Origin of the sequence: Lysinibacillus sp. FSL R7-0073 (genome assembly GCF_038009065.1) — a bacterium.
In the GTDB taxonomy this organism is placed as follows: Bacteria; Bacillota; Bacilli; order Bacillales_A; family Planococcaceae; genus Lysinibacillus; species Lysinibacillus fusiformis.
Window position 1 is genome coordinate 2,104,769 of the sequence record NZ_JBBPAS010000001.1, and the last position, 14,055, is coordinate 2,118,823.

At 34.0% G+C, this 14,055-nt stretch carries 9 protein-coding genes and 2 pseudogenes; 9 read left to right on the top strand and 2 right to left on the bottom strand.

Annotated elements, in window-relative coordinates; all coding sequences use genetic code 11:
- Positions 1–19 precede the first annotated feature (19 nt).
- Both MKY88_RS10280 and lpdA read left to right on the top strand, forming a co-directional pair.
- On the top strand, positions 20–892 hold the full coding sequence (locus MKY88_RS10280; RefSeq protein ID WP_328203372.1) for an alpha/beta hydrolase: 873 nt from the start codon (positions 20–22) through the stop codon (positions 890–892).
- Positions 879–2,273 (top strand): dihydrolipoyl dehydrogenase, encoded by a 1,395-nt coding sequence (lpdA, locus tag MKY88_RS10285; RefSeq protein WP_340813555.1) that lies wholly within the window; start codon positions 879–881, stop codon positions 2,271–2,273. The genes MKY88_RS10280 and lpdA overlap by 14 nt, the downstream gene beginning before the upstream one ends.
- Positions 2,274–2,565: 292 nt before the next feature.
- Here the strand turns inward: lpdA and MKY88_RS10290 are convergent, their stop codons facing one another.
- Positions 2,566–3,555 (bottom strand): ketoacyl-ACP synthase III, encoded by a 990-nt coding sequence (locus MKY88_RS10290; RefSeq protein ID WP_328203375.1) that lies wholly within the window; start codon positions 3,553–3,555, stop codon positions 2,566–2,568.
- Between the two features lie 380 nt (positions 3,556–3,935).
- Between MKY88_RS10290 and MKY88_RS10295 the strand changes: the two are divergent.
- The 3 genes and pseudogenes from MKY88_RS10295 to MKY88_RS10305 form a co-directional block, all read left to right on the top strand.
- Positions 3,936–4,316 (top strand): annotated as a pseudogene (locus MKY88_RS10295) (AAA family ATPase); the annotation flags it as partial.
- Between the two features lie 342 nt (positions 4,317–4,658).
- Positions 4,659–5,399, top strand: coding sequence for a type I methionyl aminopeptidase (map, locus tag MKY88_RS10300; protein ID WP_328203377.1), 741 nt, complete (start codon positions 4,659–4,661; stop codon positions 5,397–5,399).
- 414 nt (positions 5,400–5,813) lie between these two features.
- Positions 5,814–6,263 carry a GNAT family N-acetyltransferase gene (locus MKY88_RS10305; RefSeq protein WP_328203380.1) on the top strand — a complete coding sequence of 150 codons (450 nt, stop codon included), beginning with the start codon at positions 5,814–5,816 and terminating at the stop codon, positions 6,261–6,263.
- A 158-nt stretch (positions 6,264–6,421) separates the two neighbouring features.
- Here MKY88_RS10305 and MKY88_RS10310 read toward each other — a convergent pair.
- Positions 6,422–7,657 (bottom strand): annotated as a pseudogene (locus MKY88_RS10310) (IS110 family transposase).
- A gap of 410 nt (positions 7,658–8,067) precedes the next feature.
- Between MKY88_RS10310 and MKY88_RS10315 the strand changes: the two are divergent.
- The 4 genes from MKY88_RS10315 to MKY88_RS10330 all read left to right on the top strand — a co-directional run bounded on the left by MKY88_RS10315 (position 8,068) and on the right by MKY88_RS10330 (position 13,955).
- A complete protein-coding gene (locus MKY88_RS10315; protein ID WP_340813556.1) occupies positions 8,068–8,505 on the top strand; it encodes a GNAT family N-acetyltransferase in 438 nt (145 codons plus the stop codon).
- 845 nt (positions 8,506–9,350) lie between these two features.
- On the top strand, positions 9,351–9,512 hold the full coding sequence (locus MKY88_RS10320) for a hypothetical protein (RefSeq protein ID WP_328203384.1): 162 nt from the start codon (positions 9,351–9,353) through the stop codon (positions 9,510–9,512).
- 274 nt (positions 9,513–9,786) lie between these two features.
- Entirely contained in the window at positions 9,787–12,843 is a 3,057-nt protein-coding gene (locus MKY88_RS10325; RefSeq protein WP_340813557.1) for a hybrid sensor histidine kinase/response regulator, read from the top strand.
- On the top strand, positions 12,843–13,955 hold the full coding sequence (locus MKY88_RS10330) for a response regulator (protein ID WP_340813558.1): 1,113 nt from the start codon (positions 12,843–12,845) through the stop codon (positions 13,953–13,955). Before MKY88_RS10325 ends, MKY88_RS10330 begins: the two co-directional genes overlap by 1 nt.
- Positions 13,956–14,055 lie beyond the last annotated feature (100 nt).

Genomic DNA, 14,055 nt, shown 5'->3' on the forward strand with positions numbered 1-14,055 from the left:
CTTTTGTGGAGGTGTTTTTATGAATTATTTCTTATTCGTTGCTTTCATAGCAATTATTTTCTTTCTAAGGAGATATATCATTCTTTTTATTTTTACACCCAAAATGAAAGAGTGTAAAAAATACCCGAATTCCACTTATGAAAACATTGAAATAGAACTCGGCATTGGGACAATTCGAGGATGGCTTATTAAAAGTGAGCAGGCAAGAGGTTGTTTTCTATTGATTCACGGGTGGAGCTCTAATAAATCAGACATGTTGCGGTATGTCGATCCCTTATTAGCTAACGGTTATGACGTAATAATTGTGGATGTTATTGGTCATGGGCAAAGTGAGTCAAAACAAAAACAAGTAAGTATTGGATCGTTTGTTCAAAGTATCACATCGACGATAGATTATGTATCCACGAGACCTGATATTAATAGTAATGCGATTTATGTTTTAGGACATTCAATGGGGGGGATTGCTGCAAGTATTGTGAATTCTATAGATTTGAGGTTACAAGCCCTTATTACCGATTCAATGCCTACATCATTAAAAAGTATTAGCAAATCAATGGCAGAAAAAGTGAAAATACCGTATATTCCATTTGGCTGGCTATTTGTCAGTTGGTTTTTATTACGGGGAGGTGTTTTTTTAAAGGCAAGAAGAGAATGGTGTCTAGAAAATATATTAAAAAAACAACAGTCCCCAGCCCTTGCCATACACTCAATTAAGGACAAAAAAGTTCCGATTTCAAATGTGGATGTCTTAATAAAAGATAGCAATTTTAAACAAGTAATTAAAGTTGTAACAAAAGGTCACCATAATTGTGTGAAAGATGAATTTTTTTGGGATAATGTTTTTCATTTTATAACAAGTAATAAGGGGGAAATAATAGATGAAGTATATTGATACACTTGTGATTGGTGCAGGTCCAGGAGGTTACGTGGCGGCTATCCGTGCTTCTCAAATGAAGCAAAACGTAACAATTGTAGAGCGAGAGTATTTAGGAGGAGTTTGCTCAAATGTCGGCTGTATCCCATCAAAAGTACTGATTTCAGTAGGCCACCGTTTTGAGCAAGCAAAGCATTCAGATGAAATGGGTGTTGTTTCACAAGAAGTAAGACTTGATTGGACAAAAGTGCAAGAATTTAAAAAAGGTGTAGTTTCTAAATTAGTAGGCGGTGTTGAAAGTCTATTAAAAGGCAACAAAATTGATATCGTGAAAGGTGAAGCATACTTCATAGATGCAAACACTGTACGTGTCATCGACGGCGACAACTCACAAACTTACACATTCAAAAATGCCATCCTTGCGACAGGTTCTCGACCAGTTGAAATTCCAACATTCAAATTCACTGAACGCGTAATCAACTCAACTGGTGCACTTTCTTTACTAGAAGTACCCGAAAAATTAGTTGTTATTGGTGGTGGTTACATCGGTACTGAGCTAGGTTCCGCTTACGCTAACTTAGGTTCTCAAGTAACAATCATTGAAGGGGGCAAAGACATCTTAGCTGGTTTCGAAAAGCAGATGACACAAGTTGTGAAAAAAGGCTTAAAGAAAAAAGGCGTAGAAGTAGTTGTTGGCGCATCAGCTAAAGGCGTGGAAGAAAATGAAAACGGTGTAATTGTAACGTATGATACTGGTGGAGAAGAAAAAACAGTTGAAGCTAACTATGTATTAGTAACTGTAGGCCGTCGTCCAAATACAGATGAAATGGGTCTTGAAGCAATAGGCATCGAATTCGCAGAACGTGGTTTACTAAAAGTAGACAAACAATGCCGTACTTCAGTACCAAACATTTATGCAATTGGTGATATCGTATCTGGTCCACAACTTGCCCATAAAGCTTCTTACGAAGGTAAAGTAGCTGCAGAAGCAATTGCTGGCGAAAAGTCAATCGTAGATTACTTAGCAATCCCGGCTGTCTGCTTTACGGATCCAGAACTTGCAACTGTTGGTTACAATGAAGAGCAAGCAAAAGCAGAAGGTATTGAGGTGAAAGTAGCTAAATTCCCATTCGCAATAAATGGTCGTGCATTAGCTTTAAATGCAGCAGAAGGTTTTGTGAAACTTTTTGTACGTAAAAATGATGGCATATTAATCGGTGCTCAAATTGTTGGTGCTGGTGCATCTGATATGATTGCTGAATTGAGTCTTGCGATCGAAGCGGGTATGACTGCAGAAGATGTAGCATTAACAATCCATGCTCACCCAACTTTAGGTGAGATTGCAATGGAAGCTGCCGAGGTAATTATAGGGAGGCCAACTCATATTATGAAAGTATAATTTTGCTATAATAGAAAGTTTGATCAAAGATTCTAATATTCCTGCTAAATGAACAAAAAAAGTTTGTTCTGAAGAAATAATCTGTTACTTTAAGAGTTATTTTGCACTATGTAAATATAAAAAGCCTAATTTCTTATTAAAATTAAGAAATTAGGCTTTTTTCGTTGCTCCATTAAAGCACCCGATTGCTAAATAACTAGTTATAATTGTTATATTTAATTCTCGAATTTTCTATTTTTAATACTTATAACTCTACTCAAATTTATCCTTGTAGTCTAGTATTCCTTCAGACTTAAGCTTGCTCATCAAAATTTATTTCTAAAAGTTGTCCTGCGTGAACTAAGCCAGATCCAAATCCGTACATAAGAACCCGATCCCCATTTTTCACTTTTCCTTCACGTATTCCAATATCAAGTGCTAAAGGTATTGTAGCAGCAGAGGTATTTCCAAAGTTCACCAAACTATAAAGAGTCTTTTCCATTGGATAATTTAATTTTTCACAAATTGGCTCTATTAATCTTAAGTTAGCACTATGAGGTATAAACCAATCAATTTGATCTAAACTAGTTTGTGTTTTATCTAAAATTTGTCTTATGCTATCTGGAACATTCCTTACAACCCAACGAAAAACTTCTCTACCATTCTGTACAAGGTATTGAGTATCAACCAACTCAATCCCATTGACCTTTTTTGATAGACCAGAACGATACACATGTTGTGCTCCTTTGCCATCACTTCCTAGATGGAATCCTATGAAAGCTTTTGATTGTTCATCTCTTTCAACTAATACTGCACCAGCCCCATCACCAAATAAGATACATGTACTTCTATCTGTATAATCGGTAACTTTAGAGATGGTATCTGCGCCAAGTACTAGTATTTTTTTGTGAAGTCCGGATGAAATTAAACTGTGAGCTGTATGTAAAGCATAAACAAATCCTGCACACGCTGCACTTAAATCCAGAGCACCTGTTTGGGAAATTTTCAAACGGTCTTGTATGATACTTGAGACAGATGGAAATGGAAAATCAGGTGTACTTGTTGCCACAATTATCATATCTACATCTTCAACTGTTTTATTATATCTTTGCATTAAATCTTTTACAGCAGAAACACACAAATCACTGGTAAATTCATCAGGACGGGTTATTCTACGTTCATGAATTCCAGTTCTTTGAATAATCCACTCATTATTTGTATCAACCATTTGCTCAAGGTCAAAATTTGTTAATCTTCTTTCGGGTACATATGTACCTATAGCTGTTATTCTTGCTCCTAACATCTACTTCACCTCTATTTATCATAAGTTGATATTAACACCTGGTACTAATCATAACCTCAATTATCCTTTTTTTCAAGTAGAGAAGGCTTTCCATAGAAATAATGCATTTCGTTTAAGTGTATGTGTTCACAATAAAGCTTTATTAATCTCTTTAATCTTTTTTCAATCTCTTAAAAAATTCAGCCCAATTCAAATAATGGGTTTTCTTGTTTTTAAACTGAGAAATTTTTGATTATTCCACTATCCTGCCCAGTTAGCTTAAGTACATTTTTTTACAACATCTTTGGTATTCAGTCTAATCCAGAATGAATATGGTAAAAACTATGTATAAAGTACTTATAAAAGGAGAAGAAGAAAATTACACCACTAGCGCTTATGAAGATATAGACTTGATTATTGTTGATGAAATAGACAGACTAAAAGTGCAAGATTTAGAACAACTTAGAGATATCTATGATCGAAATGACTTGGCAATGATATTGATTGGAATGCCTGGCATTGAGAAGCGATTAGCTCGATATCCTCAACTCTACTCTAGAATTGGGTTTGCTCATGAATTTGATAAACTAAGTAAAGATGAAACCCATCATATTCTAGAATATAAATGGGAAGAGTTAGGACTTTCTATAGAGCTTGAAGACTTTTCCGATTATGAAGCAATAACCAGCATAATAAAGATTACTGGAGGGAACTTTAGGCTCATACAGAGACTATTCACTCAATTGAAAGAATATTTACTTATAGTGCAAGATAACGATTGAAATAGGTGCAAAATAAATCACAAATTGACAGCAAAGGGAAGGACCGTATTATTTATAATGTTGTAGTCCAATTATTAAAACAAAATGAATCAGTAGTGAATATTCACAGAGAAACAGGTCTTTCTAGAAACACTATTTACTCAATTAAAAGGCAATCAGAATTGGATGTAGATTTGAAATAAAGTTATGACGTTAATAAATAGTTTTAAGTAAAATCCTGTGTTGGTATGCAGGATTTTTTATTGTTCCACAAACGGGCCAGATTGTTGAACAAAAATCCGTTCCTACTAGAAAATAAATGGTACACTAATCATAAAATACTTTAAAAAGGGAGGATATACAATGGTTGCAAAGACTAAAGCGGATTTTAATGGATTAAAAGTAATCGGTGAAATTTGTGGTGCGATTCGAGATGAATTAGTCCATAGTACGAAACCTGGAATTACCACAAAAGAACTCGATGATATTGCGAGAGAGATGTTTGAAAAAGCAGGAGCTCAATCTGCCCCAAAAAGTGAATACGATTTTCCTGGATATACGTGCATTAGCATAAATGAAGAAGTAGCGCACGGGATTCCGGGGGAACGGACAATTCAAGAGGGGGACATTGTAAATATTGATGTTTCAGGTTCAAAAAACGGGTATTTCGCAGATACTGGAATTTCCTTTGTAGTAGGGGAAGGAGAGACAACTTTACATAAAATATGTGACGTTGCTAAAGAAGCATTCGATGCTGGACTTAAGAAGGCAAAGCCAGGTTCAAAAAAAAGTGCTCTGGGAAAAGCTGCACACAATGTAGCAAAACAGCATGGCTTAACAGTCATAAAAAATCTTACTGGACACGGTATTGGGCGTTCGATTCATGAAGAACCAAAACACATTTTCAATTACTTCACTCACTGGGATGACGAAATTTTAAAAGATGGTATGGTAATTGCCTTTGAGCCTATGATCTCTACATTTGAAGAGGAAATTATCATATCCGAAGATGGATGGACCTGCCTAACCGATAAAAGCTTTGTGGCTCAATACGAACATACGATTATCCTTACCAAGGAAGGACCGATTATTACTACGTTGTAAGAGCACTAATACCGCAATAGGGCGCTTTTCTGAAATAAGGAAAGCGTCTATCTACATGAAAAGGGCCAGATTGTTGAGGAACGTTTTCAATAAAATAGGATATTATTTTGAAATATAGAGTAACATTGTGAAGTTTCTCACTTATACTAACCGAGCAGGTTAGTGAAGAAGGGGTATTCTCTGCTATAGACAATGGTATAATTTGGGTAGGAGGGTGATAAATGAGTCTTATTCTTTTTGCTTTTGTATTTTTACTATGAGTTTTCTTTACTGGGGAGTTGTTTTATTAAAGTAACGGTGCAGGTCTTTAAATAACTTAATAGAAGTTTAGTTTAAGAATCAATGGTAAAATGATAAGAATTAATTATGCTATGGAGCTGGTCATTTGTAATTTTATAAAGGAGTTGTGAGAAGTTGAAATATCGTAAAGCAAATGTCGATGATATTGATAAATTGGTCGAGTTAAGAAAAAAGCAATTAGTTGATGAGGGGATAGAACCTAATATAGATATTGATAAAGAACTATATGTTTTCTTTAAAAATAAACTAAGAGATGGTACTTTAATTCAATGGCTAGTGGAAGATAATGAAGAAATTATAGCTTGTGGTGCAGTAATTTTTTATGAATTTCCACCTTGTTACACCAATAAGACGGGAAAAAAGGCTTATATCACAAATATGTATACTAATGAAAATTATCGTGGGCAAGGAATCGCAACAAAGCTGTTAACTAAATTAGTTGATGAAGTTAAGACTTCAGGTATTTCACAAATCTGGCTTGGGGCTTCAAAAATGGGTAGACCAGTGTATAAGAAGTTTGGTTTTATGGAAACTGATGACTTTCTAGAATTAAATAATTTTTAATAATTTGTGAAATATCACACTTAAACTAAAACAGCTAATAGATTGTCAATAAAAATCTTTTAATTTAAAAAACACTTCATGCTATACTAAAAAGCGCAACTCAAATAACCCTCCGAATTCAATTTGGAAGGATTTTGTTGTATTTGAAAATTCTCTTTTTATATAGTTTCTTGGAATGATGTTTTCGTTTTTAACATGGCATAAATCCAGTGTAAAAGCTTATTAGCACAAGCAATTATAGTTACTTTATATGGTTTACCTTCTTCTCGTTTTAAATCATAGAAAGTTCGTAATCGCTTATTTCTTGCTATAGTTTCAGGTGTTGTTTTCTTTTTCCGACTATCTCAAATAGAACAACGAACAGCTGTATAAAGCATGTGGCGAAGCCTAGCTGAACCACGTTTAGTAATATGATTTTTTGTGCTTTTAAAGCGTCCTGATTCAAATATTCTTGGATCTAGTCCCGCAAAAGCCACCAATTTTTTCGGATGATTAAACCGATCAATTTCTCCGATTTCTGAAATAATCGTGGCAGCGATTTTTTCACCTATACCGGGGATTGATTGGAGTAATTCATATTCTTCAAGTTGTGCCGCTAGCTCATCAATCTCACGCTCCAACGTAGAAAGTTGTTGGTGGTACACTTGAAGTAAATCATTATACATATTCAAACTGACTAGAAGACTTTGATAAAGAGTTGATTGAAATGGATTGCGTTCTGCAGCTCCGATTAATTTTTCCGATCTTTCGAGTGCCCAATTAAACGAACGTGCTTTGCAATGTGTATCAATGAATTGTGCGATTTCTTCAACACCTGCCTCTAGTACTGATTCAGATGTAGGGAAGGACTGTAAAGTCCTTAATGAAATCTCAGCGTACAAATCACCAAAAACTCCTTTATACTCAGGGAAAACTTGATCTAATACAGCTTGAAACTGTAGCTTTGTTTGAACCATAATTCCTGTCATATTTTCATGTTGTCTTGTGAGATGTCGAAGATTTAACAGCTGAATACCGCGCTTTTTCTGAGGTTCTAAATCCTCTTTATAATATAGTTCACCTAAATGATAAGCATCTATGGCATCTGTTTTGGTTTTTCGTAAACGAGAGCTTTTGGCTCGGTATGAAACAAGGGGATTTACGATAATGACGACGTATTCTCTCGCTTCTAAAAATTGTACAACAGGGGTATGATAGTGACCCGTTGATTCCAAAACAACAGGTGGTTTTAACCCTGTTTGACGCTCTAAATCTAGTATATAAGAGTGTAACTCTTTAAGTCCTTCCACCGTATGTTCGATTTTCACACTGTTTTTATAGGGTATTTTTTTATCCAAGAACATTTGAACCTGACTTTCACCTTTTGCGATATCCAGACCTACAACTGGATTCATAAATTATCTCCTCCTTATGAAGTGGATTGACCAGTAACCTCTATCTACCTTGTCATTCATATCTTCGCTTGTTATACGGGATCGCAATGTCCCAACCAGCCTAATCATGTGTTAACAAGTAGAGGGCGAACAGTTTAGTTATCGGGATCAAGTCCCACGGGTGCTTCCGTTCTACTCCGGCTACTATCAATCTATAAATTGAATAAAAAATAGTCAACCAGATTTCTCCGGTTGACCTTATAATACGACGGGTGCTGTAGTCTGATAAGGATTTTCTACAATCACGCGCATTTCTTTAATAAGGAATGTGTCTTTTTCCATTTAAGAGCCATTTAGTTGAATAAGGTTGGAATATATTGTCTGGTGTTGTGCTAAACTGGTAAAGAAAATTGAAAGGACTGATATAATTAATGGATATTCGAAAACCTACCGATTCGGAACTTAAAAAGGTTTTGACACTTTCTCCAGAAGCAGTTTTTGATGGCACTTTAGGTGAAGTAAAACCTACTAATGAAAAAGTCGAACAACTAGTTAAAACACTTCTGAATAAGGGAAGCTATTACTTAATAGCAGCAGAAGGCGATAAATTAATGGGCTGGATTCTTTTAGGAGAAAGTAAAGATCAGTTTACAGATAAATTAAATGGATTTATTTATGAACTATTTGTTATAGAGGAATTTAGAGGACATGGAATTTCTAAACATTTAATGAAAACAGCGATTGACCATTTAAAGCAAGGTGGATACTCTGAAGTGCGTCTAAGTGCTTTTGCAGGGAACAAAGCTATTAAGTTGTACGAAAAAATGGGCTTTAATGTAAGAACAGTTACTTTGAGTTTGCCCTTGTGATGATAACTATTAATTCAATAATCTCCCATAAACGGGTGCGCAATTCTTGAAAAAGAACTGTGCCTTCTTCTTTTCTACTATTTTTCCCTTTCCATAAAGTTCATCGTAATCTTCTTTCTTAACTATCATTGATTTATAAGGTTCTATATTACCATGAAAATGGTACTATCGCTGCTTTATTTATTGGACCCAGTCTAAAACTTATTTTTAAGAAGCTGATGGTTTTTTAATTCAAAAACGTTGTGTTAACTCAACGACTCTAGTCTAAGACTTTTAGTTTCACAGAACAGGTTGGGTCTAAGTAAAAGTTAAAATTGATATGATCATGAGTATTGAACGATTTTTTTATAAAAACTAAATGCAGATTCTAATAAAAGACTCCATATTGATTAAACTTTTTTCAAAATGGAGTCTTCACATTTCCATATAATATGGGTTTGTGGAGCTTTTTTAATAAAACTAATTTCAAATCAACACCACGTTAGAAGAAGATGATCAAACTTTTTAATAAAAAATGCATAGTATTTCACAAAGAAAGAATCCGTTTTGATCAATCATTTTTCAAAAAGGATTCTTTTCATTTAACGGAAGATGAAGACTACTTATTGGCTATGGAATATGGAGTGCCTTCAATTTCTGGTTGAGGATTCGGGATTGAACGTCTATTAATGCTTTTAACAGACAGTGAGCCTATTAAAAATTGTGTTTTATTTCTATTAACTAAAAAACTTTAGTCAGCCCCTATAATACTGTTCAATATTTAGTCAAAGGAAGAAAATATAACTTTTTATTGGTGTCTAGGCATTCGCGCCAGACCAACATTTAACCGTGCAAAGGCAGTAGTAATGATGAACCGTATGTTCGAACGTGGTCCATTAAACGGTGTTGCAACGCCAAGTTTCCCAGATGTGAAAGCAACGCACTGGGCATTTAAAGAGATTGAAGAAGCAGCGAAAAATCATTCGTATTATATAAATGAAGACAGTGCAGAGCAGTTATCTAAATAAACAACAAGCAGGCTACAGATTTCCTTTGCCTGCTTGCATATTTAAAAAGAGTGGAGTGATAATAATAATTTAAAATCAGTGATAGTAATCCATACTAGACGATGCATTTACAATATGGTATGTTCAGAATTTGTTTAATAGACCTATGATAGGATGCGTAAGGGGACCGATATTAGAAATACAGGTGAAAGTCATATTGCATAATGGATTTAATTCTAACAAACTGATAGTTTGATGTTATACATAATTGTGTTCAAGTAGGGGAGGCGTGATAGTGAAAAAAAATATTAGCATTACTGTGACCATTATCATGCTATTTATTATCGTATTTTTTGTAGGCAATGAAGATTATTTTGTTGGTAGTAGTAAGCGGATTGCGCAGAATGGGATAGTTATGATAGAAGAAAAAGAACTACAAGAAAATACTATTTTAAAATTAGATGGAGAATGGGCGTTCTATCCAAATATCTTAATATCGTCAAGTGATTCACTTGACGCGTATGCGAGCAAGAGAATACCAATTGAGGTGCCGGCTACATGGAATAGTTTTGTAGAACCAAATGAGGAAGGGCTTACTATAGGAACATATCATATTAAGATAAATGTACCAATTGAAGGGGAATATGGATTATACATTCGTTCAATTCGCCAATCTAACCGTGTTTTCATAAATGGAGAAGATGTGGGTAGTATGGGAAATCCGAGTGAAACCTTAAAGGACTTTAAGTTCGAAAATGATGATAAATATACAGTGTTTGCAAATAGTGAGAGTCAAATACTTGATATTGTAATGCATGTCGGAAATTATAATTATCCAAAATCTGGTATTACTTTTCCTGTTGAGTTTGGAACAAAGGAAGCTATTCAAAGAGATTTTATCATGAAAATTTTAGCAGAATCTTTTGTATGTATTGGTTATATTGTATTCGGTGCGATTTATATTATATCGTATAGTCAAAATCGGAAGCGTAAAGAAGAATTGTTTTTGGGGTTATTCACTATATTATTCGGACTGTACATGTCATTTACTAATGAAAAAATATTTTTCCTTATTTTTACATCTTTAACTATAAATGAACAAGTGCGTTTACAATTAGGGATTTTACCACTTGTCGATGCATGTTTAGCATTTTTTCTCTATTATTTGTATCCGGAGTTTATGAGGAAAAAAGCAATTTATATTATTAGTATTTTGTTAAGTTTACTTTTTTTTATATATGGGATTTACAACCCGATTACAAAAAATAGTATGATTATCCCAATAGAAAATCTAGTTCTTTCACAAATAATCTTTGCAGTAATTTTTATTCCGGTTGGGCTCTATAATGTGTTTGTGCTATTACGTGTGCTTATGAAAGGTGTAGAAGGTTCACAGTATATTCTAATTCTTTTAGTATCTCTTACTTGTTATACTTTTTTAATGGTAATGTATTACATTTTTGATATACCTATAGTTTATAGTGAGCAATTATTGTTTATTTTTACACTATATAGTTTTGCATCTCTGCTTAGTTTCCGAGCAAATACATCTTTTAAGAAAGTTCAAGCGTTATCGGAAGAGCTATTGATGCATAATCAAATGAAAGATGAGTTTTTATTGAAAACATCTCATGAATTACGTACGCCTTTGAATGGTATTTTAAATATATCCAAATCGTTAATGGAAGGTGTACAAGGACCTTTAAAGCGTGAGCAACAAGAAAATGTCATTTTAATACATAATGTCGCGCAACGTTTAGGTTATTTAGTAGAGGATTTATTGATTTCTTCGAAACATATGACCGAAGAAGTTCGTGTCATCCCTCGTGTTGTTCCGATAAGCGTAATTGATGAAGTAATTGAGGAAATTCGTAGTATAATGTCGAGTGATACATCCATAAGATTAATGAGTGCAGTAGATTCTAATTTACCCCATATGTATACAGATGAATTACGATTGAAACAAGTGCTTTATAATTTACTCTATAATGCTCTGCAACATACAAAACATGGACAAATTACAGTCTTAGCTAGTGTACGTAATAATTATATGGAAATACAAGTAAGCGATACTGGAATTGGTATATCATCACAAGACTTAGATCGAATTTTTAATTCCTTTTATCAAGTAAAGAAAGGTAAAAATAGTGGGGGACTTGGCTTAGGTTTAAGTATATCAAAAAATATAGTAGAACAGTTAAATGGAGAAATTCATGTAACAAGTACATTAGGTGTTGGAACAATTTTTACTTTTACGGTGCCACTTGCTACACTCGAAAAACAAGATCTTGAAACACAACAACAGATGGGCAATCGAGCAGAAAATACTTTCCTACAGCTAGATTTACCATTATTGCATAAAGGAAATGACAAAACCATACTCATTGTTGATGATGATCATGTGAATATAAAAGTACTAGTGGACGCATTAATTCAAAAAGGCTATACCGTTATTGGGGTAGATAATGGTTTTGATGCGATGGATTATATAAAGAAAAATAAAGTAGATTGCATGTTAGTCGACTTAATGATGAATGGTATGTCAGGTTATGAATTATGCAAACAAGTACGAAAGCAATACGATATGTTGGAATTACCGATTATTGTTTTAACAGCAATTATGCAGCATTCAGATTTAGTGTTATCTTTACAAGTTGGGGCAAATGATTATATGCCAAAACCGATTGCGATGGATGAATTACTAGTGCGTATTCAGTCATTACTAGCAGTTCGACAATCTTCCATTGATGCGATTGAGGATGAAATGAATTATTTATATGCGCAAGTAACTCCTCATTTTGTCTACAATACACTTAATACTATTATCGGCTTAAGCTATACAGATATAGAAAATACACGAGAGGCGTTATACAGTTTAGCAACCTATTTCCGTGCAAAGCTGAATGTCCATTATCGTAACAGCATGGTTTCTATAGAAGATGAAATAGACCTAGTAAAAGCATATCTCTATATTGAAAAAATGCGCTTTGGTGATCGTCTTACAGTTGCGTATGATATTGATGAGTCCATTCATTCTTGGGTTCCAGCATTATCAATTCAGCCTATAGTTGAAAATGCAGTTTTTCACGGGATTTCGAAGAAAAAAGAAGGTGGTATTATTGAGGTGAGTGTGCAACGAGAAGGTCAATTTATACGTATTAAAATTTATGATAATGGGATCGGTATCTCAGAAGAAAAATTGCAACGATTAGTAAATGAAGAAAACTCACGTATTGGATTTACGAATCCGTTGAAAAAATTTAAGCTTATTAGAAATGCCAGTTTGCGTATATATAGTGAAGAAGGTAAAGGAACTACTGTTATTATTCTATTACCAGAAGGTGATGCATAGTGAATATAGTCATAATTGATGATGAAAAAATGGCAATAGATGTGTTAAGAATTATGCTAGAAAAGCTTACACAATTTACGATTTGCATTAAAGGTACGTATACAAATGTAAGAGATGCATTTGCTCTTTTTGAAAAAGAACGAGTAGATGTCGTTTTTTTAGATATGGAGATGATTGACGTTCATGGGTTGCAAGTTGCTAAAAAGTTACTAGTTAAATATCCAAGTATTCAAATTATTTTTGTGACAGCCCATGCAAAGTTTGCTGTAGATGCTTTTGACATAGAAGCAACAGATTATTTATTAAAACCAGTTCGAGAGAACCGTTTATTGAAGGCGGTGACAAAAGCACAACAGGTACTTAGTCTACGGCAAGAAATGCAATCTAAAAAAAAAGAATTACATATGTACGCACATACTTTTGGTAGCTTTCGTCTATTAGATGTCCAACAGCAACTTGTGAAATGGCGTACAAGAAAAGTAAAGGAATTGTTTTTATATTTATGGTTCAATCGGAATAAGCCGCTATTAAATACTGTAATTATGGAAGAATTATGGCCAGAAGCGGAGCTAGAGAAAGCTGGGCCTAATTTACATACATCCATTTATCTATTACGCAAAATTTTGAAGCAAAATGGTAGTGAAAATCCGATTCTATTAGTAAATAATCACTATCAATTAAATATCGAAATTGATAGTGATTATGAGGAACTAGTACAGTTGTTAGAAAGAGAGCATTATGATGAACAAGCAATTCAACAATTATTAAATTGCTATGAAGATAATTTTTTAGCGGAGGAAGAATATCATTGGGCGATTCAAATACAAATTCGCTTAAAACAAAGCGTATTACAGTTATTAGAAATGTTTATCGCCGATACGAATGAAATTAATCCATTACTCAAACTAGATTGCCTACAAAAAATGCTAGAGCTCGATGAATATAATGAGCAATACATGTTTTTGCTCTTGCAATTTTTAATCGAGAAAAATAAAAAACAAGATTGTACACAATGTTTTGATATGATCCAGCAAAAGTTACAGGAAGAGTTAGGCGTGCCAGTGCCAGATAATATCAAGAGTATTTATGCAGAATACATGATACGCGTATAGTAAGTTACGCAAATCTTTGCTTTCATCCTCAATTTATCGACCTAATTGTCGCTTTTTTTTCAAAAACACCCGAGAATTGTTGAATTGTTCAACGAAGCCT

Excerpts from the sequence above, each read along its gene's own strand:
- MKY88_RS10280 (WP_328203372.1), top strand. The coding sequence starts at position 20 with ATGAATTATTTCTTATTCGTTGCTTTCATAGCAATTATTTTCTTTCTA.
- lpdA (WP_340813555.1), top strand. The coding sequence starts at position 879 with ATGAAGTATATTGATACACTTGTGATTGGTGCAGGTCCAGGAGGTTAC.
- MKY88_RS10290 (WP_328203375.1), bottom strand. The coding sequence starts at position 3,555 with ATGTTAGGAGCAAGAATAACAGCTATAGGTACATATGTACCCGAAAGA.
- map (WP_328203377.1), top strand. The coding sequence starts at position 4,659 with ATGGTTGCAAAGACTAAAGCGGATTTTAATGGATTAAAAGTAATCGGT.
- MKY88_RS10315 (WP_340813556.1), top strand. The coding sequence starts at position 8,068 with ATGGATATTCGAAAACCTACCGATTCGGAACTTAAAAAGGTTTTGACA.
- MKY88_RS10320 (WP_328203384.1), top strand. The coding sequence starts at position 9,351 with ATGATGAACCGTATGTTCGAACGTGGTCCATTAAACGGTGTTGCAACG.